This is a genomic window from Lysinibacillus sp. OL1 (assembly GCF_004332175.1).
In the GTDB taxonomy this organism is placed as follows: domain Bacteria; phylum Bacillota; class Bacilli; order Bacillales_A; family Planococcaceae; genus Lysinibacillus; species Lysinibacillus capsici.
In genome coordinates, this window is sequence record NZ_SJDS01000007.1 from 159,543 (window position 1) to 185,120 (window position 25,578).

A 25,578-nucleotide genomic window follows, 5' to 3' on the forward strand; every position below is an offset into this window, starting at 1 on the left:
GGGGGAGTCGAACATGGCAATACGTAGCTTATTTAGTGGTAATCGAAAAAAGAAAGAGGACGGGCAAGAAAAGGCATTTCCAGAAGGGTTAATGACAAAATGTCCTGAATGTCGTCACATTCAATTAACAAAAGAATTAGAAAAAAATCATAAAGTATGTACAAAATGTAGTCATCATTTCAAAATGACTGCTCAAGAACGTGTGGACTATTTCTTAGATGAAGGCTCATTCGAATCCATGGATGATCATTTACAAACAAGTAATCCCCTTAATTTCCCAGCGTATGTTGAAAAAATTGCAGCAGACCAAGAGAAAACAGGCTTGAATGAGGCTGTCCTAACAGGCGTTGGTACAATAGATGGGGAAGAAATTGTCGTAGCGATTATGGATTCGCACTTCCGTATGGGGTCAATGGGCTCTGTAGTCGGTGAAAAAATTACGCGAGCAGTAGAGAAGGCAACTGAACTAGGTGTACCATTTATTATCTTTACCGCTAGTGGTGGTGCTCGTATGCAAGAGGGCGTATTATCATTAATGCAAATGGCGAAAACTAGTGTCGCATTAAAACGCCACAGTGATCAAGGCTTATTGTTCATCTCCATCTTAACGCATCCAACAACAGGCGGAGTTTCAGCAAGCTTTGCTTCTGTTGGTGATATAAATATTGCAGAGCCACAGGCATTGATTGGCTTTGCAGGGCGACGTGTAATTGAAGAAACTGTACGAGAAAAACTACCAAGTGATTTCCAAACAGCAGAATTTTTATTAGAGCATGGTCAGCTTGATGCCATTTTCCATCGCAAAGATTTACGTAAACAAGTTTCTTTACTTGTAAAAATGCATACGAAAGGCGGCGTACAACATGTCTAAAAATTTAGCATTTGAAGAACCTGTCGTACAATTACGTGAGAAAATTGATGAATTAAAAACAATTGCTGCTGAAGCAGAAGTTGATATGTCTGGTGAAATCGAGAAGCTTGAAACACGTTTATCACAATTAGAGCAATCGATTTATGCCAATATGAAGCCGTGGGATCGTGTGCAAGTAGCAAGGCATCCAGAAAGACCTACAACGCTTCAATATATTGAAGCAATGTGTGAAGATTTTATTGAATTACATGGTGATCGTACATTTGGTGATGATGCAGCCATTCTTGGTGGAATTGCCATTTTCGAAGGGCAACCAGTAACAATAATTGGACATCAACGTGGTAAGTCTACTAAGGAAAATATCCGTCGTAATTTTGGTATGCCTCATCCAGAGGGGTATCGAAAAGCACTACGCTTGATGAAGCAAGCTGAAAAATTCAAACGACCAATTATTTGTTTTATTGATACAAAAGGTGCTTACCCAGGGAAAGCTGCTGAGGAACGTGGTCAAAGTGAAGCAATCGCTAGAAACCTTGTAGAAATGGCTGGCTTAACTGTGCCAGTAATTAGTATTGTTATTGGTGAAGGAGGAAGTGGTGGTGCATTAGCATTAGGTGTAGCAAACCGTGTCTTTATGCTTGAGAACTCGACTTACTCTGTTATTTCGCCAGAAGGAGCGGCATCTATTTTATGGCGTGATGGTAGTCTGGCTAAGCAGGCAGCAGAAGCCATGCGTATCACAGCACCTGATTTGAAAGAACTTGGTGTAATTGATGGCATTATTCCTGAAATTATTGGTGGAGCACATCGCAATGTAGCAAAACAGGCCCTTTCTATTAAAGAATGCATTAGTGACACACTTCATGCATTAAATTCTTTAAATGGAGCACAATTAGTTGAAGATCGCTATGAAAAATTTAAAAAAATTGGACAGTATACAGAAGTGTAAATCTGTTTGTAAAAAGATGAATGTTGTTTACTTTAATAGGATATAAAATTTAAAAGCTATATATTTGCTCGTTAAGAGACAAAATTTGTTTCTTAACATATTAAAAAGCTATAAAAATGAAAGAAGATAATAGCGCATAATAAACGCCAGACTTCTTGAAAAAATGTTAGATTTAGGATGTTTTTAGGTGGAAAGAGTGTGTGAAAGCGCATTCTTTTCATTTTTTATGTAAAAGTTATGTTTTTGTATCCCCAGAACCCTTACATAGTTTGTTTTTTCATGTTAATGTGAATAATAATAGTAACTGCAGGAGGTTCGACAATGAAAAAAATTGCTGTATTAACTAGTGGTGGAGATGCGCCTGGAATGAACGCTGCTATTCGAGCGGTCGTTCGTAAGGCAGCATTTCATGGAATTGATGTTGTCGGAATTAAGCATGGTTATGAAGGCTTAGTAAAAGGATATATGGAAGAACTTGATTTAGGTGCAGTTGGTGGTATTATCCAACGCGGTGGAACGCATTTGAATTCGGCAAGATGCCCAGAATTTAAAGAGGATGCTGTTCAGCAACGCGGTATTGAGAATTTACGAGCTGCTGGTATTGAAGGACTTGTTGTCATTGGTGGAGATGGGTCTTATCGAGGTGCCATGGATTTAGTAAAAAAAGGCTTCCCTGTTGTAGGGGTACCTGGGACAATTGACAATGATATTCCAGGAACGGAATATACGATTGGCTTTGATACAGCCCTAAATACAGTAGTAGAATCCATTGATAAAATCCGAGATACTGCTACATCTCATGAAAATTCTTTCATTGTAGAGGTAATGGGACGTGATGCAGGAGATATCGCTTTATGGGCAGGTCTTGCCGCTGGTGCTGAAACAGTTTTAATTCCAGAAGAAGATTATAATTTAGATGATATTGTCGCACGCTTAGATCGTGGTGCTGCACGTGGTAAAAAGCATAGTATTATTATTGTGGCAGAGGGTGTTATGTCAGGAAGTGAGCTGGCAAAACTGTTAAAAGAAAAAACAGGAAAAGAAACACGTGTTTCAGTATTAGGTCATATCCAACGTGGTGGATCACCTACAGCAAGAGATCGCGTATTAGCGAGTCAGTTTGGCGCACATGCAGTTGAATTACTTATGGAAGGCAAGGCTGGTCGAGCAGTAGGTATTCGCAATCATCAAGTCATTGATTATGATATGCCAGAGGCTTTTGAAAAGAATCATGAGGCTGATGTAAGCCTATATACACTAATGAAAGAACTATCAATATAATTTGTTATAAAACGGAGTGGGCAAAAATGAGAAAAACAAAAATCGTATGTACAATTGGACCTGCAAGTGAGTCACCAGAAATTTTAGAAAAATTAATCGAAGCAGGTATGAATGTAGCCCGCTTGAATTTTTCACACGGATCACATGAGGAACATGCAGGGCGTATCCATTTAATTCGTGAAGTGGCACAAAAATTAAATAAACCAGTGGGAATTTTACTTGATACAAAGGGACCGGAAATTCGTACACATAACATGAAAAATGGCGAGCTTCATTTGTCAGCAGGTCAAGTAATTGATATTTCAATGACAGAAGTAGAAGGTACTGAGACGAGCTTTTCTGTCACATATGAGCGCTTAATTGAAGACGTTGAGCAAAATTCAATTATTTTACTTGATGATGGACTAATTCAACTACGTGTATTAGCAACGGATATGGAAAAAGGATTAATTCATACAATTGTTGAAAATGCTGGCGTGCTAAAAAATAAAAAGGGTGTTAACGTACCAGGTGTTTCTGTACAACTACCAGGTATCACAGAAAAAGACGCACAAGATATTTTATTTGGTATCGAACAAGGTGTTGATTTTATTGCTGCTTCATTTGTTCGTCGTGCAAAAGATGTTCTTGAAATTCGTGAATTACTTGAACAAAATGGTGGTAGTCATATTCAAATCATCCCAAAAATTGAAAACCAAGAGGGTGTCGATAACATCGATGAAATCATCCTAGTATCTGACGGTTTAATGGTTGCTCGTGGAGATCTTGGTGTTGAAATTCCTGCAGAAGAAGTACCACTTGTACAAAAGAAATTAATTTTAAAATGTAATCAAGTTGGTAAACCGGTAATTACGGCAACTCAAATGTTAGATTCCATGCAGCGTAACCCACGACCAACACGTGCAGAAGCAAGTGATGTAGCCAACGCAATTATTGATGGAACAGATGCTATCATGTTATCTGGTGAAACTGCCGCAGGTCTTTATCCAGTTGAATCGGTACAAACGATGAATAAAATTGCACAACGCACTGAAAATTCATTAGATTATCGATCAATTGTTTCTACACGTAGTCGTGAGAAAGAAGCAAATATGACAGAGGCAATTTCACAAGCTGTAGCTTATACTTCTATCAATTTAGGGGTGAAAGCCGTATTAGCTCCAACAGAAAGTGGTAATACAGCGAGAATGATTGCAAAATATCGACCAGGAGTGCCAATTGTTGCCGTAACAGGCTCTACAAATACAGCTCATACATTAACACTAGTATGGGGCGTATACCCAATTGTGTGTCAACGCGTGACAACAACAGATGAAATTTTAGAACTAGCTGTGGATGAAAGCTTGAAGCATGGTTTTGTTACACATGGAGACGCAGTTGTCATTACAGCAGGTGTACCTGTAGGTGAAGCGGGTACAACAAACTTAATGAAAGTTCACATTATTGGAGATTTACTTGCACGTGGACAAGGGATCGGAAAAGCATCAGTTGTTGGTAAAACAGTAGTTGCTAAAAATGCTGCTGAGGCACTTGCCTACGATACAGATGGATGCATCCTTGTTACAGTCGGTTCAGATCGTGATATGATGCCTGCTCTAGAAAATTGTATTGGCCTAATTACGGAAGAAGGTGGACTTACTAGCCATGCAGCAGTTGTAGGGTTAAGCCTAGGTATTCCAGTAATCGTTGGTGTAAAAGAAGCAACTACATTAATCCGTCATGGTCAAGAAATTACAATGGACGCTGAAACAGGTGTGATTTACAAAGGACATGCAAGCGTTCTTTAATAATTAACAAAAAGCTCTAGTGCGGTTTGTTGTACTAGAGCTTTTCCATAAAGGTTGTACACACACTTTATGGAAACTATTAATTCCTTCCTTTAACAGAAGTTGCTTTCTCATAGAATAGGTCTATTCATTTTTTTATGAAACTAAACGGGCTATAATAACGTATAAAAGGTATAGCTTTTCAAGTAGAAAGGAGAAAAATATGCGAAAAATTTTTCTTGGTTTCATTGTCTACACATTAGCCGAATTGACGTTATTAATAGTCATTGGACAAAATATTGGTGTTTTAAGTACATTATTGCTCATTATTGCTACGAGTGTAATTGGGATTTATGTCATGAAAAATAAAGGTATGAACTCTGTTCAAAATGTGAAAAATACATTGGCACGCGGAGAAGCGCCAGGAGCTGCATTAGTGGATACTTTCTTAACTTTTGGTGGTGGTTTGCTTTTAGCGTTACCTGGATTTTTAACAGATGTCATAGGGTTATTCCTACTCATGCCATTTTCTCGAAAAATGTTCCAACCCATTGTCTATTACTGGATGCGTAAAAAAATGAAAAAAGGTCAATTCATCATCGTTCAAAGATAGAGTTTTCTTTCAGTTTTACAGCTAGAAATAAAAAGATAGGGCTCAGTAATATACCATAAAAGCCAAATAATAGAATAGAGGCAGCGCTGATAAAGAATGTATGGAATGTGCGTAGCTGAAGCGTATTAGACCAAAGCATCGAATCGGCTAGCTGCCTTGTTAATTGTACAAATAAATACAGTAGTAAAATGGCCACACATAAAAAGGTATTGCCATTAAAATAAAAATAAATGCTCATTGGCACAAGAAAAACGCCAATCCCGAAAAACGGTAGTACATCTGCAAATGCTACAATAAATGCTTTAATAATGGCTTGTTCAAATTGAAGGATCATAAAGCCAGCACAAAGAATAAGTAGGGTAATCGTAAATAATTGAAACTCTACAAATAAGAAATAATGAAAAAGTTGCATGATTTTTGCAAAATGAGATTGCCACTCTTGACGATATTTTTTAGGCACATATTGAAAGAACCAATAGCGTGATTTACGTGTTTCTAAAAGCGCAAAGTAATAAGCGACCAAAAAGATGAAAACCTCAATGACATGCTTCATTAATAATTGAAAAAGATCTGCTGTATATACGATGATGGAATCGAAAATGGACAGTGATTTTTCTTTTAAAACTTGTACAAACATGGATTCATATTCACTGAAAAGCGGGAAATTTTGTAATGTCTCTCGAATTTCTGGGAAAATGACGATAATACTGTTAATAGATATGACAACAAGTAGGAAAATACAGGTTAATATTAATACCTCCACAATAATTGCTGCAATCCAATACGCAATCCTACAATATTTGTGTAAAAAATTTATGATAGGATACGTCGAAAATGATAAAAAAATTGCGAGTGACACAGGTAATACAAACCAAAGTATGACTAAATAAAAAATAAATAGCAAAACGCTCGTAGTTCTTTCGTATGAAAAATACTTTAAATTCCTCATTTTTACAAATTCACCCCAAACCAATTGATAAATTAATGTCAAAATATACAAAAAAATCTCTTTAGGACAATTATATAGTCGTTCGGACGTCTTTTTCTTTATTTGGAGGATTTTCATTCACAAAGCTGTCAAAAATGATTATAATAGCAATGTAAGCGATTTACTTAATGGTTCATATGAGCAAAATTCGTAAATGCAACATAAAAAACGCATTTGCAACAAAAAAATAAGTATGAGGGAGCGATAATTTATGTCAGCAACTAAAGGTTTAGAAGGTATCGTAGCAGCGGAATCTAAAATCAGTTCAATTATCGATGACACACTTACATATGTTGGTTACAACATTGATGATTTAGCAGAAAATGCGTCATTCGAAGAGGTAATTTACCTGTTATGGCATACTCGTTTACCAAAAGAGGACGAGCTAGCTGAATTAAAACAACAATTGGCAGACAACATGTCAATTCCGCAAGCGATTGTCGACCAATTTAAAACATACCCACTTTCAACTGTACATCCAATGGCTGCATTGCGTACTGCAGTATCTTTACTTGGTGTATTCGATGAAGAAGCGGATGTTATGGATCCAGAAGCAAACTACCGTAAAGCAATTCGTCTACAAGCTAAAATTGCTACAGTAGTAACTGCATTTGCACGTGTTCGTAAAGGTTTAGAGCCAGTTGCGCCAAAACCAGAATTAGGATATGCGGCAAACTTCTTATACATGCTAAAAGGTGAAGAGCCAGAAGCTATTGAAATTGAAGCATTTGACAAAGCATTAGTGTTACACGCTGACCATGAATTGAATGCATCTACCTTTACAGCACGTGTATGTGTAGCTACATTATCTGACGTTTATTCAGGTGTAACTGCAGCGATCGGTGCATTAAAAGGACCACTTCATGGTGGAGCGAATGAGCAAGTTATGAAAATGTTAACTGAAATTGGCTCACTTGAAAATGTTGAATCTTATATTCAAAATAAATTAGACAACAAAGAAAAAATCATGGGCTTCGGTCACCGTGTATATCGTAAAGGCGACCCTCGTGCTCCGCATTTACGCGTAATGTCTAAAAAATTAACTGAGCTAACTGGTAAACCAGAGCTTTACGAAATGTCAGTTAAAATCCATGACATGATCGTAGAACAAAAGAAATTACCTGCAAACGTAGATTTCTTCTCTGCGTCAGTGTATGATTCTTTAGGTATTGATCATGACCTGTTCACACCAATTTTCGCAGTATCACGTACTTCAGGTTGGGTGGCACATATCCTTGAGCAATATGCTAATAACCGCCTAATCCGTCCACGTGCTGAGTATGTTGGACCAGGCATGCAAAAATATGTTCCAATCAGCGAGCGCTAATTTGGAAAATATGCTAGAATGTTTGGGACTGTGTTATCACTAACACAGTCCTATGATTATGAATTTAGGAGGCAACAGAATGTCAAACAAAATTGTAGTTGAAAATGGCGTACTTAATGTACCAAACAATCCAGTAATTCCTTTCATCGAAGGTGATGGAATTGGTCCAGATATCTGGGCAGCAGCATCACGCGTAATTGACGCAGCAGTAGAAAAAGCTTATAACGGTGAAAAGAAAATTGAATGGTTAGAAGTTTTAGCTGGTGAAAAAGCATTTAACCAAACTGGTGAATGGTTACCACAAGAAACTTTAGACAAAATTAATGAATACTTAATTGCAATCAAAGGTCCTCTTACTACACCAATCGGTGGTGGTATCCGCTCTCTTAACGTAGCATTACGTCAACAACTTGACTTATATGTATGCTTACGCCCAGTACGTCACTTTGATGGAGTGCCTTCTCCAGTTAAACGCCCAGAAGACGTTGATATGGTTATCTTCCGTGAGAACACTGAAGACATCTACGCTGGTATTGAATTCGAATCTGGTTCAGAACAAGCTCAAAAAATCATCAACTTCCTACAATCTGAATTTGGTGTAAATCAAATCCGCTTCCCAGAAACTTCTGGTATCGGTGTTAAACCTGTATCTAAAGAAGGTACTGAGCGTTTAGTACGTTCTGCTATCGAATACGCAATTAAACATAAACGCCCATCTGTTACTTTAGTTCATAAAGGTAACATCATGAAATTCACTGAAGGTGGATTCAAAAAATGGGGTTATGAATTAGCAGAAAAAGAATTTGCTGATCAAACTTTCACTTGGAACCAATACGATGCTATCAAAGCTGAACAAGGTGAAGAAGCAGCAAACAAAGCTCAATCTGATGCTTTAGCAGCTGGCAAAATCTTAGTGAAAGATTCTATCGCTGATATCTTCTTACAACAAATCTTAACTCGTCCAACTGAGTTCGATGTAGTAGCTACAATGAACTTAAATGGTGACTATATTTCTGATGCTTTAGCTGCACAAGTTGGTGGTATCGGTATCGCTCCAGGCGCGAACATTAACTATGTTACTGGCCATGCGATCTTCGAAGCTACTCACGGTACAGCTCCAAAATATGCTGGTTTAGATAAAGTAAACCCATCTTCAGTATTACTTTCAGGTGTATTAATGCTTGAACACTTAGGATGGCAAGAAGCTGCTGACATGATCACTCAATCTGTTGAGAAAACAATTTCTTCTAAAGTTGTTACTTATGACTTCGCACGTTTAATGGACGGCGCTACAGAAGTGAAATGTTCAGAATTCGCTAATGAGTTAATCAAAAACCTATAATTTTCTATTCTACAATAGAATTTATCGCTAAAGCGGATGCTTTTTTCTGCCGATATAATTAGGGTGACAGTAAATTTTAATTGAATATTTACGATAAACTTGTTTAATTGAGGGAGTGAGATGGAAGTCTCCTCCCTCTTTTAAAATATATAACCTAATTTTAAAGGAGCGTATTCAAATGTCTCTGAAACGAAAAAAAATCTCAGTTATCGGTGGCGGTTTTACAGGCGCTACTGCAGCATTTTTAGCAGCTCAGAAAGAACTTGGTGACGTCGTATTAGTGGATATTCCACAAGCAGAAAACCCAACAAAGGGTAAGGCGCTAGATATGTGGGAGGCAGCACCAATACAAGGGTTTGACTCTTATGTGCAAGGTACTTCCAATTATGCAGATACGGCGAATTCTGACGTAGTGATCATTACCGCTGGTGTTGCACGTAAACCAGGTATGAGCCGTGATGACCTTGTTCAAATCAATCAGAGTGTTATGAAAACTGTTTCAAAAGAGATTGCTACGCATTCACCAAATGCTACAATCCTTGTACTGACAAATCCAGTTGATGCCATGACATACACAGTATACAAAGAAACTGGCTTCCCTAAAAACCGTGTAATTGGTCAATCAGGTGTTCTTGATACGGCTCGTTTCTGTGCATTTGTGGCAGAAGAACTTAAAATTTCAGTGAAGGATATTACTGGTTTTGTATTAGGTGGTCACGGTGACACAATGGTACCGTTAACACGTTATTCATTTGCTGGTGGTATTCCGTTAGAAACTCTTATTTCTGCTGAACGTTTAGAAGAAATTGTTGACCGAACGCGTAATGGTGGAGCAGAAATTGTCAACTTACTTGGTAACGGCTCTGCCTATTATGCGCCTGCTGCGGCACTAATAGAGATGGCTGAAGCTATTGTAAAAGACCAAAAACGTATTTTACCATCTATTGCTTATTTAGAAGGCGAGTACGGCTATCATGATTTATACTTAGGTGTTCCTACATTACTTGGCGAAAACGGTATTGAAAAAATCTTTGAGCTAGAATTAACGGACAAAGAAAAAGCAGCTTTAGATCAATCGGCAGAAGCAGTTCGTAATGTGATGAAAATTTTAGTGTAGAATATCAGTCTAAATCTTAAAGCGAGTAGGGAATGTTCCTGCTCGTTTTTTTATGTTCCCAGGGTTGAGAAAGGTAAGGTTCTTCTGCTTTTCATTGTACTTTTAGCATAAAATTGATACTATGAATGTAGTATGATAGAAAAGGGGTTGGCGTATCTTTGCTTCAAAAAAATAGTAAACTTGGTCTCACAATCGATGAAATTACAGTTGGCGAGAAAATCCATATCACTGAAAAAATTGAAGATAGGGATCTATTGCTTTATTTAGGCCTTACAAACGATAGTAACCCGCTTTATATTCAACATGATTATGCGGCTATGACACCTTTTCAAAAGCCAATTGTGCCGACAATTATGTTAAATGGTATTATTACATCAGCTGTGTCAAAGTATATTCCAGGACCAGGTGCACGAATTATTGAGCAACATTTGAAATATTTAGGACCTCTCTATCATTATGAATTGTTCGATACGCTATTAGAGGTTACAGCAATCAATAAATATGACAATACCATCACTGTCTCTGTCCACTCCTATAATGAGCAGAAACAGCTTGTAATTGAAGGTTTATTGCTTGTGACTCCACCACTTGCGCTATAGACGTCTTGAGATTTGAAATGGGGGTTTCAAATCACTAACGGAGGCATTAGACATGACAAAAACGATTTTAGTAATTGAAGATGAATTTTCGATTGCAACATTATTGAAATATAATTTAGAGCAGGCAGGCTATGAAGTAGAGACGGCTGCTGATGGTCAGGAAGGGCTTGAAAAAGCAATCGCTTTACAGCCAAATTTAATTCTTTTAGATTTGATGCTTCCAAAACTAGATGGCATGGAGGTCTGTAAACAAATACGACAGCAACGTATGAATACGCCAATTATTATGCTAACTGCGAAAGATGACGAATTTGATAAAGTTCTTGGTCTTGAGTTGGGAGCAGATGATTACATGACAAAGCCTTTTAGTCCTCGTGAAGTTTTAGCGCGTGTCAAGGCTGTATTAAGACGTTTCACGCAAAACGTTGTCGCAGATGATAAGGATGAGGCGCAGGAAAAAATGTATGAGTTTGGACAACTGCGCGTGTACCCAGAGCGATTTGAAGTATTTTTACAGGATGAGGCACTGGAATTTACACCAAAAGAGTTTGAGCTACTCATCTATTTACTTGAAAATAAAAATCGTGTATTAACACGTGATCAGCTATTAAGTGCTGTATGGAAATATGATTTTGCTGGCGATACTCGAATTGTGGATGTACACATTAGCCACCTTCGCGATAAAATTGAAGAAAATAGCCGTAAGCCGATGTTTATAAAAACAATTAGAGGTCTTGGTTATAAATTTGAGGAGCCGAAAACGACATGAAATCGATGAGCAACCGCTTATTCTTGACATTCATGCTTTTACTTGGAACGATACTAGCTGTCCTAATGATTGTTATAGGTCAGCTTTTTCCTGTTTATATAAAGCAATATAACGAGCAAGCATCCACTGAGATAAGGACATCAATGGACCAAGTAATCGATGAACGCAAAATGGATTTAACAAAGGAAGATCAGGAAGCCTTGTACGCAGCTCAGGCTATGGAACGAGACGAATCCTTATTGAACTATGTCCGTGCTCGCCTTTACGGAGTACTGGCTATTCTCTTTACCATCACGTTGATATTAATAGCAATTATAAGTCGTTATATGATACGTAACTTTACAGCACCGATTGATAATGTGACCGACACGGCCCTTGAGCTTGCAAAGGGTAACTATCGTGCGCGTGCTCAAGAAAATGAACATGAGCGGATGATCCCACTGAGTCATTCCATAAATATATTGGCACGGAATTTGCAAGATATTACAACGATACGTGAAGTAGAGGAAGAAAGACTGAAAACCTTAATTGAAAATATGGGAAGCTCCCTAATGATGATTGGTCGTGAGGGGAATATTTCCATTGTAAATCGAGTATTTCTAGAACGCTTTGGAATGCAGCTTGATGATGTCCAAGGAAAGGTTTTTCGTACAATAGGCTTACCTAAATCATTAGAACAATTTATCGATCATGTCTTTCTGACAGAAATGCCTTATCGACAACAAATTAAAATGGAAGTCCAGCAAGAGCTTTATAACAAAGAAGTTTATGGGGCACCAGTCATCGGGGATCATGGGCGATGGCTTGGCGTTGTTATCGTTATGCATGATATAACGGAACTAGTTCGATTAGAACAAATTCGGAAAGACTTTGTTGCGAATGTATCACATGAATTACGCACACCTATTACATCTATTAAAGGCTTTTCAGAAACTTTATTGGATGGGGCCTATAAAGACGAAAAAATGCTGATTTCCTTTTTGGAGATTATATATAAAGAAAGTAATCGACTTCAAATGCTGATTCAAGATTTACTAGAGCTCTCAAAGATCGAGCAGCATGGTTTTACTGTCAATATTATGCCGATGGGCTTACAGGATGTTCTAATTCGTGGAGCAGAATTGACAGCTCCGCGTTTGGATGAAAAAAATATGAGCTTCCAGGTGGATATCGAACGAGATGTCCAGGTTATGGGGGATGCCAATCGTATCATTCAGATTGTGACGAATTTAATTACCAATGCGATTACATATTCACCTGAAAACACAACTGTTTCTATTCGATTAAAGGAAAATGAAACACATGGCATTATCGAAATAGAGGATCAAGGGATTGGAATTGAAAAGCATGAAATCGCCCGCGTTTTTGAAAGATTTTATCGAGTGGATCGAGCGAGAAGTCGTAATTCTGGTGGAACAGGCTTAGGGTTAGCGATTGTTAAGCATTTAGTCGAGGCGCATCATGGCCGAATTCAAGTAGAGAGTGAAGTCGGCATAGGAACTAAAATGATTGTCATGATTCCGAAAAATTAACAAATCCTTTACATGAACAACACGTTACATTCATATTTGGGCACTATACTTATCTCTAGAAACCCCCAATATGATTGTTAAGACGATGACCATAAAAATCTAATAGAAGATTTTTAAATGCTTTATATTCGCCCAGAAAGAATTTAGTGTTTTTTAAACACTAGGTTCTTTTTCTGTTTTACAGGGAAGGTAAATAGGTGTAAAGTATAGTAGCATAACGTTTAACAACCATCTTACCCGCGATTGTCTGTTAGACGAACACTTTGACAGTCAGTGAATCAACCTTCTTATCATTCGAATCGTGTTTTCCTGACTGTTGAGGCACAGAAAAAAATGAGAGAAGGATGACCATGAAAATCGTCAAAAGTATCGTGCAAATCGGCTATCTTTATATCCTATTATTAATCGGAAATACTATTGCACGCCTACTTCATTTGCCGATTCCAGGGAGTATAATAGGACTTGTCCTATTATTTTTGCTGTTACAGTTTCATATAATTAAGCTTGAATGGATTGAATTAGGAGCAGCCGTACTATTAAGTGAACTCTTATTATTCTTTATTCCATCTGCCATCGGTGTTATTGATTATCATGCCTTATTCGGTCTGCAGGGAATGAAGGTTGTGCTGGTCATTGTCGTGAGTGCCATTGTGGTAATGTTTGTTACGGGGTATACAGCACAATGGCTAGAGCAGCGAAAGAAGGGTGATGCGATATGACTTTATTAATCGCCATTGTCAGCTTACTTGGGACGGTTGCTATTTTTTATATTTGTAAAATGTTTTATAAAAAATATAAAAAAGAATGGCTGACACCTATGCTGATTACACCTTTAGTCATTATAGGTATTTTACTACTGACAGGTATATCTTATAAATCCTACAATTCTGGAGCGAGTGTCTTAACAAATTTACTAGGACCAGCAACCGTTGCGTTTGCCGTTCCTATATATAAAAATGTCAACCTATTAAAAAAACACGCATTTGAAATTTTCATTAGCATTGCTGTTGGTTCAGCGGTTGCTATTGTGTCATCCTTTATGATGGCTCTATTGGTGGGTTTAAATGATGAGTTGGTGCATAGTTTAGTGCCACGTTCTGTCACAACTCCTATTGCGATGGATATTTCTAATATGATTGGTGGTTCTCCTACGCTTACAGCTGTTTTCGTTATGACGACTGGTATTTTAGGGAGCTTGTTAGCACCAATCGTTATCAAAGTATGTCGTTTCCACAGGCCTTCATCTAGGGGCTTAATGCTTGGTATGGGTGCACATGGAACGGGTACATCTAAAGCATTTGAATTTGGAGAGCTAGAAGGCACCTTTGCTAGTCTAGCGATGATCGTTGCTGCATTAATTAGTATTGTATTATCCACTACCGTTTTCCCAGTATTTGAACATCTGGTTATCAATATCCTGTTGCCATAAAAGGTAACAGGATTTTTTTGCAATAATAAGCTTTTGTTAAGCGTGAGATACAGAGGATTCTGTCCTTTACAATCATTATATGAAAATATTTTGAAACTTTTTATAAAGGTTCACCGTAAACAATAGTACTAAGCAAAAGGAGGAACAGACATGAGTGTGAAAAGGACACTAATGATTGTTGGACTTGGAATATTTGGAATTATTGCACTTATTACAGTTTTTACATCATGGTACACGGTAGATGAATCAGAGCAAGCTGTGGTTATTACATTTGGTCGTGCCGATGATACAGTAACAAATCCAGGTCTTCATTTTAAATTACCTTGGCCCGTCCAATCCGTAGAAATTTTGTCAAAAGAAACGTTTAGTCTGCAATTTGGTTATAAGCAAAATAAAGCAGGTGAGTTAGAGGCATACGACGCCGAAACAAAAATGATTACAGGGGATGAAAATATTGTCTTAACAGACCTTGTTGTTCAATGGAAAATTACAGAGCCTAATAAGTTTTTATTTAATTCGCAAGATCCAGAAAGAATACTACATAGCGCGACATCGAGTGCCATTCGTTCTATCATCGGAAGTTCTTCTATCGATGCAGCGTTAACAGAAGGTAAAGCTGACATCGAAGCAAATACTCGCCAATTATTAGTTTCTCTTATTGAAAAATATGATATTGGAATAAGCGTTTTAGGTGTGAAATTGCAAGATGTAGAATTGCCAAATAAAGATGTGCGTGCAGCATTCACTGCTGTAACAGATGCACGTGAAATGAAAAATACAAAAATAAACGAAGCTGAAAAATATGAAAACCAACGCATTAATGAGGCTCAGGGTGAACGTGATGCGATTATGTCCAAGGCTAAAGGTACTAAAACAGCCCGTATCGAGCAAGCTCAAGGGGATGTAGCCGTCTTTAATAAAATGTATGAGCAATACAAGGGAAATCAGCAAATTACAAGAGAGCGATTAATATTAGAGACGCTTGAAAATGTCTTGCCAAAAGCCCAAATTTACATTATGAATGATGACGGTAGTACGATGAAGTATTTACCACTTCAGCAACTACAGCCTCAACAGTCGCAACAGACACAAACAGAGAAAAAAGAGGGGAGCGGTAACTAATGGACCAAAAAAATAAGGATCTAGAAAAATTCCTCAATTTCTTATCTGGTAAAAGTAAAAAAGCTGCTCCTTCAGAAGGTGATTCGGGGGACAATGTAGTTAAAATGTCGAAGAAAGGACCGAAGAATCCTAAAAAATATATCTCTCTAGCTGTAACATTGACGATCATATTCGCTCTAGCGATTACTTTATTAGCGAATATTTATATCGTTAAAGAATCAGAGTATGCAGTTGTTCGGCAGTTTGGAGAAGTTGTTAAGTTTGAACGTGAACCAGGTTTAAATATGAAAATTCCTTTTATTCAAAGTGTCACGAAGTTACCAAAAAACCAAATGACATATGAGATTTCGGAAGAAGAGATTAATACAAAGGATAAAAAACGAATTATTATTGATAATTATGCTGTATGGCGTATTACGGATCCTAAGCTATTAATTTCGAATGCTGGTACGATAGAAAAAGTTGAATCACGTATGGAAGAATTCATTTATTCTGTTATTCGCTCTGAACTTGGCCGAATTAACTATACTGAGATCATAAATGATGAGGATTCTTCTCGAGGCAGCATAAACGATCAAGTAACTGAACGTGTTAATGAACTTCTTTCCAACGATAACTATGGTATTGAAGTAGTAGATGTGCGTATACGTCGCATTGATTTACCAACAGAAAATGAACAATCCGTTTTTACGAATATGATTTCAGATCGTGAATCAATTGCCCAAAAGTACTTGTCAGAAGGAGATGCACAGAAACGTCGTATTGAGGCACAAACAGATCAACAAGTACAAGAAATGCTTGCTAAAGCAAGTAAAGAAGCTGCTTTAATTCAAGCTGAAGGAGAAGCAGAGGCTGCAAAGATTTACAATAAATCTTTCTCTCAAGATCCTGAATTTTATTCTTTATACCGCACACTAGAATCGTATAAGAAAACGGTTGGGGAAGATACGGTTATTATCTTGCCAGCTACTTCACCATATGCCAACATCTTGTCTGGTTATATAAAATAAGTTTAAAGTCGTCTCTGTCTTGAAGGAGACGACTTTTTTGTTGCACTAGAATTATAACTATCCGTGAAATCAAATTATTATAGGAAGAAAATAATAGAAATTTATAAGTTTGTATTCCCCAATCAGCTATAATTTGATAGAATGATAATGTTTAAAAAAGAATGGTTGGGGGTAAGGGCTTTGAAATTACAAATTAGCAAATGGCTCCAAAATTTAGGGATTGCTTGTAGTATAGCTTCGATAGTAACACTTCTCTTCCGTCTATCCGATTTTTCGTGGGTGACGAAGAGTGTTTATCATATACCAGTATTTTTTGTTTGTATCTTTTTAGTCAGTATTATTATTGCAGATGATGTAAGAAACCTTTTTAAGAAATTATTTTGGTATGAAAAAAGAAAGGTCAAGCGTCCTATTTGGCAAGTTGGAATTGGCTTAATCTTCTTTTTGGCACAAATTAGTACAGTAATGGTATTTAATCAAGAGCTAACATATCCACAATTAGGCGGCATGCCGTTATTCCTTGTGTTTGCTTTTATGAATGCATTTATATTAACTGTCATCTATGAAGAAGTTTTTTATCGTACTTCAAATCAATAACAACTATTAGGAACTTTCATTTACAGGAGACTTGTCCTTGAATGAAAGTTTTTGCTTTTTAGTAATGGATGTAATAAGTAAATTATTAACATTTGTCAGTATTGCCCTTATTTAATCTGTAGTACAGTCAAGTTATTGAGAATAGTCAATGACTAAACTTGATAGGCGGATGCATACATACCATATTGAATTTTTTAACCTAGTTTTAACCTTTAGTATGTATGATAAGCAAAGATTCATTTTAATAGGAGGTAATAAAGATGAAAAAGGTCGTGTTTGGAAGTGCTTTAGCAGTCGGATTATTATTTAGTGGGGCAGGGCAATCCTCTGCTAATAGCCTAATTCAACCAATTGATATTCAAGGCATGGATCTAGAATCGGCATTACAGGCAGTTCAATCGCAGCGAGCACAGCTGTTCGAAAATCAGCTTAAGGATCAACTAGAGGGGATTCATCAACGAAATCAGCAGCTAGCTGATTTGAATGCACAGCAAGGTCAAATGGATGTTTTAAGTAATTCACAGCAAATGGATATGCTCCGTTTACAAAGCATGAATAGTAAACGGAATGAGGCTTTTGATGTAATGACTAATTTTGTGAAAAAAATGCAGGATAGTCGTTCATCTATTATAGGTAATATGCGTTAAGGGTGTTAAAATATTTTAAACAAGTCAACCGCCGTGCGCGCGGTTGGCTTTTTTGAATGAAAAGAAATGCTAAAGTAGTGGATAGAGACTTAAAATTGGTGGATAAACCATTAAAAATAATGGATAACCTTGAGGATGGACGCCTGCTTTTTTTACTTGAAATGTATTGTTATGATAAAGTAGAAGTAGAAGACAACGCAGGAGGATAAAATCATGACCAAGGAAAAATTACTATTATTGGACGGTAATAGTTTAGCGTATCGCGCGTTTTTTGCGTTGCCATTGCTAACGAATGATAGTGGCATTCATACGAATGCTGTATACGGCTTTACAACAATGCTACAAAGAATATTAGAGGAAGAACAGCCAACCAAAATATTGGTTGCTTTTGATGCTGGGAAAACAACCTTCCGCCATGAAACTTTTACAGAATATAAAGGAGGACGTCAAAAGACTCCACCAGAATTATCAGAGCAATTTCCTTATTTACGAAAGCTCATTGATGCGTATGGTATTAAGCAATATGAGCAGGAATTATATGAAGCGGATGATATTATCGGAACGCTTGCTAAAGAGGCTTCATCACAGGATATGGATGTCATCATCGTTTCTGGAGACCGTGATTTAACTCAGCTGGCGACAGAGCAAGTAACCGTTTATATAACGAAAAAGGGTATTACGGAAATAGAGAAAAATACACCAGCCTTTATTGCGGAAAAGTACGGATTAACGCCGCTCCAAATTATTGATATGAAAGGCTTGATGGGGGATTCCTCCGATAATATTCCTGGTGTACCAGGCGTCGGGGAAAAAACGGCTGTAAAATTATTAAAAGAGCATGGCTCCGTTGAAGCACTTTATGAAGCAATGGATACATTGAAAGCTTCTAAAATGAAGGAAAAGCTTGTAGCTAATGAAGAGCAAGCCATCATGAGTAAGAAACTGGCAACGATTTATACGGATGCTCCAATCACCATTTCACTGGCTGATCTTGCCTATAATGGGCCAAAAGAAGATGAATTAATCAATGTGTGGCGTGAGCTTGGCTTTAAATCGCTGCTTGATAAAAGTGACTTTACAGTGCAAGAAGAAGAACAGGCGCCTCTCGATTATGACCTTGTCCAGGAAGTTCGACCTGAGGATTTAAAAGACGTGATGGCTGTGCATGTAGAGCTTGAAAACGAGCACTATCATACTTGTCAGCAGCTGGGAATTGCCTTATCAGATGGCGTAAAGACGCAATATATTCCATTTGATAAAGCAGCAAAATCAGATATTCTCCGTCGTTGGCTAGAAGATGCCACAAAAATAAAATATATGTCCGATTCTAAGGCAGCTCAAGCATCATTAAAGCGAGCTGGGATTCAATTAGCTGGCGTTGACTTTGATTTGCTACTTGCCTCTTATATTAATAATCCAGCATTAAGTGGCGATGATATCGCAACACTTGCAAGGGAACTAGGCTACTATGATGTCCAAGCAGATGAAGCGGTATATGGAAAAGGTGCCAAGCGTGCAATACCTGATCTGGACCAACTTGCACAGCATGTTAGCCGTAAAGCTTTTGCAGTATGGTCATTACAGCCGAAACTGGAAGCCTTATTAAAGGAAAATGAACAATTCGATCTTTATAAAAACCTAGAGCTACCATTGGCAGGGATTTTAGGTGAAATGGAAAGCGAAGGGATTACGGTTAACCGCGCTACGTTAGAGCAAATGGGGCAAGAGCTTAATGATAAACTTGTGGTAATTGAGCAAGAAATTTATGCAGAAGCTGGAGAAACCTTTAATATTAATTCACCAAAACAATTAGGTGTGATTCTATTCGATAAGCTAGGGCTACCTGTGATTAAAAAGACTAAGACAGGCTATTCAACTGCTGCAGATGTCCTAGAAAAACTACAGTCAGAGCATGCTATCATCGAACATATTCTGTTGTATCGCCAACTTGGAAAATTACAATCCACATATATTGAAGGCTTACTAAAGGAGATTCATGAATCAGATAGTAAAGTGCATACACGCTTCCAGCAAGCTTTAACTGCAACAGGGCGTTTAAGCTCAACAGACCCGAATTTACAAAACATCCCAATTCGTTTAGAGGAGGGCCGCAAAATTCGTCAAGCCTTTGTACCTTCAAAAGAGGATTGGATATTATTTTCTGCTGACTATTCGCAAATTGAATTACGCGTTCTTGCACATATGTCAGAAGATCAAAACCTTGTTGAGGCTTTCCGTGAAGGAATGGACGTTCATACACGTACAGCTATGGATGTATTTCATGTGTCAGAAGATGAGGTAGATAGTAATATGCGTCGCGCAGCGAAAGCTGTTAACTTTGGAATAGTCTACGGTATTAGTGATTATGGTCTATCCCAAAACTTAGATATTACGCGTAAGGAAGCAGCTAATTTTATTGAAAAGTATTTCGCAAGTTTCCCTGGTGTAAAACAGTACATGGATGACATTGTACAAAATGCGAAATTTAATGGTTATGTGACAACGATATTAAATAGACGCCGTTATTTACCGGATATTACAAGTTCAAACTTTAATTTAAGAAGCTTTGCTGAGCGTACGGCGATGAATACGCCAATTCAAGGTAGTGCAGCGGATATCATTAAAAAGGCAATGATTGATATGGATGCTCGATTGAAAAAAGAAAAGATGCAGGCAAAACTGCTGCTTCAAGTGCATGATGAACTAATCTTTGAGGCACCAAAGGAAGAGATTGCCTTGCTAGAAAAAATAGTACCAGAAGTCATGGAGAACGCTATTGAGCTTGCTGTACCGCTTAAAGTAGATTTTAACAATGGCTCAACTTGGTACGAGGCAAAATAAGGAGGGATTCAAATGCCTGAATTACCAGAGGTAGAGGGTGTCGTCCAGGCATTGAAGCCAACAGTTGAAGGACGTACCATTCAACAGGTTCAGCTTTCCGAACGAGTACATTTCTCTTTTAGTGAGGGTAAACAATGTATTGTCAAACAAGCAGAGCCTGATGCATTTGAAAGTACTTTGTCCCAGATGACCATTACCAAAATTGAACGACGAGCAAAATATATTTTCTTTCATTTGATGAAGGATGATGTTCCATATGTTCTTGTTAGTCACTTAGGGATGACAGGTGCTTGGTTTGTTGTGAATTCACCCGATGAAATTAATGAGGCGAAGTTTCAAAAGCATATCCATGCAACATTTGAAATGGCAGATGGAGGATACTTGATTTATTCAGATATTCGCCGTTTTGGTGAACTTCGTTTTCTGACAAAAATTGAAGATCATGCGCCATTGACAAAAATGGCACCAGAGCCATTTGATGAGCATGCATGTGAATTTTTTATAACAAAATCTAAGCTACCGAAATATGAAAATAAAGCTGTAAAAGAAGTAATTATGGATGGGCAAGTCATTTCGGGCTGTGGCAATATTTATGCAACAGAGGCATTGTTTGCTCAGAAAATTCACCCTGCACGCAAAATGAGCCGCATTAGTGAAAAGCGGAAGCGAGCATTATTTGAGGAGATTGTTGCCGTCCTACGTCAAAGCATTGAAGCGGGTGGTTCAACTATTTCTGATTATCGGAATATTAATGGGGAAGCAGGGAGTATGCAGAATCGATTAAAAATGTATGGGAAAAAGGTATGTCCAACATGTGAAACGGCAACAAGTCAAATGACAATTGGAGGGCGCACCTCTGTCTATTGCCCAAATTGTCAACATTAAAGGGGATTTAGCAATGATTATCGGACTTACAGGAAGTATTGCAAGTGGAAAAAGTACAGTAGCTAAAATGATGAGCGAACTGGGTTTACCGATTGTTGATGCAGATGTCGTAGCACGAGATGTCGTAGAACCTGGAACAGAGACATTAGCTTTGATTGCTGAAAGTTTTGGACAAGCTATCTTGCTTGAGGACGGCAATTTAAATCGAACTATGCTGGGTGATATCATATTCCATGAGCCTGCCAAACGCAAAACGTTAAATGATATCATGCATCCAGCAATCAGAAAAGAAATGTTACGTCAGCGTGATGCCTATTTAGAAGCAGGACATGAACATGTTGTGATGGACATTCCTTTGTTATTTGAGAGTAAGCTTCAACATTTTGTGGAACGTATCATTGTGGTATCGGTCAGTGAAGAAGTTCAGCTTCGACGTTTAATGGAACGAAATAATTTAACTAAAGAAGATGCATTGGCACGTATGCACTCTCAACTGCCGATGTCTGTCAAAGAAAAGGGTGCACATGCGGTCATTTATAATAACGAAAATATAGAAAGTACAGCAGAACAATTAAAAAAAATCCTGCATTATTGGGATGTTATTTAATGAGTTCTTCTATGATGCGTAGCAAGCCGATCTTGCTACGCATTTTTTTATGGGGAAACGCCATAATAAAGAATAATTTTTCAGAAAATAAGAACTTTTATATTCTCAATATATAATGTTCATCTTTTTTAAAATTGTGTTATACTAATCACCATAAAGTATATAATTAATTAATCTGAGTATGTACTCACAGGAGGATATTATAAATGACAGTATCAATTGCTATTAATGGTTTCGGGCGTATCGGACGTATGGTTTTCCGCCAGGCTATCGTACAACAAGATTTAAACATCGTTGCAATTAACGCAAGCTATCCTGCAGAAACGTTAGCACATTTGATTAAGTATGACACAAATCACGGAACATTTGAAGGTACGGTAGAACCAGCAGGCGATGCTTTAGTTGTAAATGGTAAACGTGTTCAAATTATTAGTGAACGTGATCCTTTAAAATTACCTTGGTCTACAATGGGTGTAGATATCGTTATTGAAGCTACAGGAAAATTTAATGAGCGTGATAAAGCAGCTATGCACTTAGCAGCTGGCGCGAAAAAAGTAATCTTAACAGCACCGGGTAAAAACGAAGATGTAACAATTGTTTTAGGTGTAAATGATGACAAATTGGATATTGCTAAACATGATGTTATTTCAAATGCTTCTTGTACAACAAACTGCTTAGCGCCAGTAGCAAAAGTATTGAATGACACATTTGGTATTGAGAATGGTTTAATGACAACAGTTCATGCTTATACAAATGACCAAAAGAACTTAGACAATCCGCATAAAGATTTACGTCGTGCACGTGGATGCGCCCAATCCATTATCCCAACATCTACAGGTGCAGCGAAAGCATTAAAATTAGTGTTACCTGAATTAGAGGGTAAAATTCATGGTATGGCACTTCGTGTTCCAACACCAAACGTATCTTTAGTTGATCTTGTAGTAGATTTAAATACAGATGTAACAGTTGATGCAGTCAATGCAGCATTTGTAAAAGCGGCAACAGAAGGTCCAATGAAGGGTATCCTTAATTTCTCTGTTGAGCCATTAGTATCTTCTGATTACAATACAACAACTTATTCTTCAACAGTTGATGGACTTTCTACAATGGTGTTAGGCAACCGCAAAGTAAAAGTACTTGCTTGGTATGATAACGAGTGGGGCTACTCTGCACGCGTTGTTGACCTTGTAAAAAAAGTGGCAAATGCTTTAGAAACGGTAAACGCGTAATAATTTCTATAGAGAGCACATTGAAATCGAAAAGGTTTCAATGTGCTCTTTTTTTACAGAAACTTTTCTTGTACTTCAGGTGCTTTAGATTTATCATGAGCTCACAAACGTGAATGCACTTTTCTTACATGTAGGAAATTTGTTATAATAGATATATTAAATTGTTGTAAACCAGGAGAGTAATTATATGAGATGTCCATCTTGCCAATTTAACGGAACGCGTGTTGTGGATTCGAGGCCAGTAGATGATAATAAAGAAATTCGTAGACGTCGTGAATGTGAGTCATGTGGCTTCCGTTTTACAACGTTTGAAAAAATTGAAGAGACACCATTAGTCGTTGTGAAAAAAGAAGGTTCACGAGAAGAGTTTAGCCGTGAGAAGGTGCTTCGTGGGCTTATTCGTGCTTGTGAAAAACGTCCAGTGGCACTTGATGTGCTGGAGGAACTTGTTCTGTCCATTGAAAAAGATCTTCGTCGTATTGGAAATTCGGAAGTACGCTCAGAAGATGTTGGCGAAATGGTCATGGACCGCTTAGCCAAAATTGATGAGGTTGCCTATGTGCGTTTTGCGTCGGTCTACCGTCAGTTTAAAGATATCAATGTCTTTATTGAAGAAATAAAAGACATTATTCAACGTCAAACGGAGAAGAAATCATAGCAAACAGAGAGGATGAATGCCGTTGATTCATTTATATAAGGAATTGCAGCCTGGCGATCCTTTCGACATTCGTCTACCTCATGCATTTTCTACACAAGAGCGTCAATTAGTTACATTATTTTATCAACCATTAACGGGATCAGAGCCAGTTAGCCTCTATTTAACATTATGGGCAGAAGCAGAGCAAATGCCAAAGCAGCAAATGACACATTATTATTTAATGAATGTGCTAGGGCTACCAATTGGTAAAGTGTTTGAGGCTCGTATTGCTTTAGAAGCTATTGGTTTGCTGCGTACATGGAAAAAAGAAAATGCTGGTGAGCGTAGTTTTTTATATGAGCTACAGCGCCCATTAGATGCAGATAGCTTTATGAAAGACCCGCTACTGTCGATGTTTTTGTTTAGTAAAATTGGAGAGCAGGCTTATCGCAACTTACGTCAGCGCTTTATGTCACCTGTAAAGGACACGGCGTTTAAGGATGTATCTCGTGCTTTTATTGATGTCTACAAGCCTGTTCATGCCAATATTCCATCAGATTTACAAGTGGATACGAGTCCTAAGGATAAACAAAAAGTGTATCCATTTTATTTGGAGCAATTCGATTTTGATTTATTGCAAGCCGGTTTGTCTGAGCAATTGGTACCTTCCAATTTGTTGACATTTGAAGTGCGTGAAGCTATAGCCAAGTTGGCATTTTTATATCATTTAACAGCCCTTGATATGCAAAAAGTAGTCATACTTGCTTTAGATGATGATTTAGGCATTTCTCAGGAACGTTTACGAAAGGCTGCTGCTGATTTTTATAAATTAACCGTATCCAAGGAGCCGCCAAAACTTGCCCGTGTCACCGATCCTCTACCAGTAGCAGAAGCGGGACAAAAAACCAAGGATCAGGAACTTCAACACTATTTAGAAACAACGGCGCCTGTCCAAGTTTTAAGAGATATAAATAATGGTAAAGAACCATTACAAACCTCAGTCCAACTTGCAGAAAATTTAATCGTTCAACATGGCATGCCAATTGGAGTGGTTAATGCATTGTTAGAATACGTTATGCTAACAACAGATATGAAGCTCCCTAAAAAATATGTGGAAACGATTGCTGATCATTGGGTACGAAAAAATGTTCAGACCGCTAAGGAAGCAATGGAACTTGCACGTCAAGAGCATGATAAATATACAGCTTGGAAAAACAAGCCGCAAACGTCCAATAAAACGAGTCAACAGACAAAAGGACGTTCAAGATATCAACGTGAAGAAAAAGTGCCTGAATGGTTCTATAAACGAAATGATAAATCCGATGCAGGAGAATCCCCGATTGATCATACTGATTTTGAAAAAGAAAGACAAAAAATTCTTGAAAAATTAGGGAATATACAAAATAAGGTAGGTGAATGA

25 protein-coding genes are annotated in these 25,578 nt (G+C 37.7%); 24 read left to right on the plus strand and 1 reads right to left on the minus strand.

Annotated elements, in window-relative coordinates:
* Positions 1-13 precede the first annotated feature (13 nt).
* The 5 genes from accD to EW028_RS14195 all read left to right on the plus strand — a co-directional run bounded on the left by accD (position 14) and on the right by EW028_RS14195 (position 5,480).
* Positions 14-871 carry an acetyl-CoA carboxylase, carboxyltransferase subunit beta gene (accD, locus tag EW028_RS14175; RefSeq protein WP_048393568.1) on the plus strand — a complete coding sequence of 286 codons (858 nt, stop codon included), beginning with the start codon at positions 14-16 and terminating at the stop codon, positions 869-871.
* Positions 864-1,820, plus strand: a complete 957-nt coding sequence (locus EW028_RS14180) for an acetyl-CoA carboxylase carboxyltransferase subunit alpha (protein WP_131521344.1) — start codon at positions 864-866, stop codon at positions 1,818-1,820. The genes accD and EW028_RS14180 overlap by 8 nt, the downstream gene beginning before the upstream one ends.
* Before the next feature lie 321 nt (positions 1,821-2,141).
* Positions 2,142-3,101: a 6-phosphofructokinase gene (pfkA, locus tag EW028_RS14185; RefSeq protein ID WP_036078344.1), complete on the plus strand. Its 960-nt coding sequence runs from the start codon at positions 2,142-2,144 to the stop codon at positions 3,099-3,101.
* 26 nt (positions 3,102-3,127) lie between these two features.
* Positions 3,128-4,888 carry a pyruvate kinase gene (gene pyk / locus EW028_RS14190; protein ID WP_048393575.1) on the plus strand — a complete coding sequence of 587 codons (1,761 nt, stop codon included), beginning with the start codon at positions 3,128-3,130 and terminating at the stop codon, positions 4,886-4,888.
* 202 nt (positions 4,889-5,090) lie between these two features.
* The gene (locus tag EW028_RS14195; protein ID WP_131521345.1) at positions 5,091-5,480 is read left to right on the plus strand and encodes an FxsA family protein; all 390 of its coding nucleotides are present in this window, start codon (positions 5,091-5,093) and stop codon (positions 5,478-5,480) included.
* On the opposite strand, the gene EW028_RS14200 is transcribed toward EW028_RS14195, so the two are convergent.
* Positions 5,464-6,429 (minus strand): AI-2E family transporter, encoded by a 966-nt coding sequence (locus EW028_RS14200; RefSeq protein ID WP_048393721.1) that lies wholly within the window; start codon positions 6,427-6,429, stop codon positions 5,464-5,466. The two genes, EW028_RS14195 and EW028_RS14200, sit on opposite strands and share 17 nt — an antisense overlap.
* Positions 6,430-6,679: 250 nt before the next feature.
* Here EW028_RS14200 and citZ point away from each other — a divergent pair, with 250 nt between their 5' ends.
* The 19 genes from citZ (at position 6,680) to EW028_RS14290 (ending at position 25,578) form a co-directional block, all read left to right on the plus strand.
* A complete protein-coding gene (citZ, locus tag EW028_RS14205) occupies positions 6,680-7,795 on the plus strand; it encodes a citrate synthase (RefSeq protein WP_004226238.1) in 1,116 nt (371 codons plus the stop codon).
* A 79-nt stretch (positions 7,796-7,874) separates the two neighbouring features.
* A complete protein-coding gene (gene icd / locus EW028_RS14210; protein WP_048393581.1) occupies positions 7,875-9,137 on the plus strand; it encodes an NADP-dependent isocitrate dehydrogenase in 1,263 nt (420 codons plus the stop codon).
* 178 nt (positions 9,138-9,315) lie between these two features.
* Entirely contained in the window at positions 9,316-10,254 is a 939-nt protein-coding gene (gene mdh, locus EW028_RS14215; protein ID WP_004226243.1) for a malate dehydrogenase, read from the plus strand.
* Positions 10,255-10,412: 158 nt separating this feature from the next.
* Positions 10,413-10,853, plus strand: coding sequence for a MaoC/PaaZ C-terminal domain-containing protein (locus tag EW028_RS14220; RefSeq protein ID WP_004226245.1), 441 nt, complete (start codon positions 10,413-10,415; stop codon positions 10,851-10,853).
* 52 nt (positions 10,854-10,905) lie between these two features.
* Positions 10,906-11,622 (plus strand): response regulator transcription factor, encoded by a 717-nt coding sequence (locus EW028_RS14225; protein WP_131521346.1) that lies wholly within the window; start codon positions 10,906-10,908, stop codon positions 11,620-11,622.
* Entirely contained in the window at positions 11,619-13,154 is a 1,536-nt protein-coding gene (pnpS, locus tag EW028_RS14230; RefSeq protein ID WP_131521347.1) for a two-component system histidine kinase PnpS, read from the plus strand. The genes EW028_RS14225 and pnpS overlap by 4 nt, the downstream gene beginning before the upstream one ends.
* Positions 13,155-13,504: 350 nt before the next feature.
* Positions 13,505-13,873 carry a CidA/LrgA family holin-like protein gene (locus EW028_RS14235; RefSeq protein ID WP_131521348.1) on the plus strand — a complete coding sequence of 123 codons (369 nt, stop codon included), beginning with the start codon at positions 13,505-13,507 and terminating at the stop codon, positions 13,871-13,873.
* A complete protein-coding gene (locus EW028_RS14240; RefSeq protein ID WP_131521349.1) occupies positions 13,870-14,583 on the plus strand; it encodes an LrgB family protein in 714 nt (237 codons plus the stop codon). The genes EW028_RS14235 and EW028_RS14240 overlap by 4 nt, the downstream gene beginning before the upstream one ends.
* Before the next feature lie 150 nt (positions 14,584-14,733).
* Positions 14,734-15,705, plus strand: a complete 972-nt coding sequence (gene hflK, locus EW028_RS14245) for an FtsH protease activity modulator HflK (RefSeq protein ID WP_131521350.1) — start codon at positions 14,734-14,736, stop codon at positions 15,703-15,705.
* On the plus strand, positions 15,705-16,715 hold the full coding sequence (gene hflC / locus EW028_RS14250) for a protease modulator HflC (RefSeq protein WP_131521351.1): 1,011 nt from the start codon (positions 15,705-15,707) through the stop codon (positions 16,713-16,715). The genes hflK and hflC overlap by 1 nt, the downstream gene beginning before the upstream one ends.
* 147 nt (positions 16,716-16,862) lie before the next feature.
* Positions 16,863-17,312, plus strand: coding sequence for a DNA polymerase I (locus tag EW028_RS14255; protein WP_193767386.1), 450 nt, complete (start codon positions 16,863-16,865; stop codon positions 17,310-17,312).
* Positions 17,313-17,572: 260 nt separating this feature from the next.
* The gene (locus tag EW028_RS14260) at positions 17,573-17,959 is read left to right on the plus strand and encodes a hypothetical protein (RefSeq protein WP_131521353.1); all 387 of its coding nucleotides are present in this window, start codon (positions 17,573-17,575) and stop codon (positions 17,957-17,959) included.
* 56 nt (positions 17,960-18,015) lie between these two features.
* On the plus strand, positions 18,016-18,168 hold the full coding sequence (locus EW028_RS25330) for a hypothetical protein (RefSeq protein ID WP_193767387.1): 153 nt from the start codon (positions 18,016-18,018) through the stop codon (positions 18,166-18,168).
* Between the two features lie 4 nt (positions 18,169-18,172).
* Entirely contained in the window at positions 18,173-20,800 is a 2,628-nt protein-coding gene (gene polA / locus EW028_RS14265; RefSeq protein ID WP_131521354.1) for a DNA polymerase I, read from the plus strand.
* Between the two features lie 12 nt (positions 20,801-20,812).
* Positions 20,813-21,685 carry a bifunctional DNA-formamidopyrimidine glycosylase/DNA-(apurinic or apyrimidinic site) lyase gene (mutM, locus tag EW028_RS14270; RefSeq protein ID WP_131521355.1) on the plus strand — a complete coding sequence of 291 codons (873 nt, stop codon included), beginning with the start codon at positions 20,813-20,815 and terminating at the stop codon, positions 21,683-21,685.
* Positions 21,686-21,698: 13 nt separating this feature from the next.
* Positions 21,699-22,292: a dephospho-CoA kinase gene (gene coaE / locus EW028_RS14275; RefSeq protein WP_131521356.1), complete on the plus strand. Its 594-nt coding sequence runs from the start codon at positions 21,699-21,701 to the stop codon at positions 22,290-22,292.
* Positions 22,293-22,498: 206 nt separating this feature from the next.
* Positions 22,499-23,521 (plus strand): glyceraldehyde-3-phosphate dehydrogenase, encoded by a 1,023-nt coding sequence (locus EW028_RS14280; protein WP_004226274.1) that lies wholly within the window; start codon positions 22,499-22,501, stop codon positions 23,519-23,521.
* A 187-nt stretch (positions 23,522-23,708) separates the two neighbouring features.
* Positions 23,709-24,179, plus strand: a complete 471-nt coding sequence (gene nrdR, locus EW028_RS14285) for a transcriptional regulator NrdR (protein WP_004226277.1) — start codon at positions 23,709-23,711, stop codon at positions 24,177-24,179.
* A gap of 16 nt (positions 24,180-24,195) precedes the next feature.
* Entirely contained in the window at positions 24,196-25,578 is a 1,383-nt protein-coding gene (locus tag EW028_RS14290) for a replication initiation and membrane attachment family protein (RefSeq protein WP_227744956.1), read from the plus strand.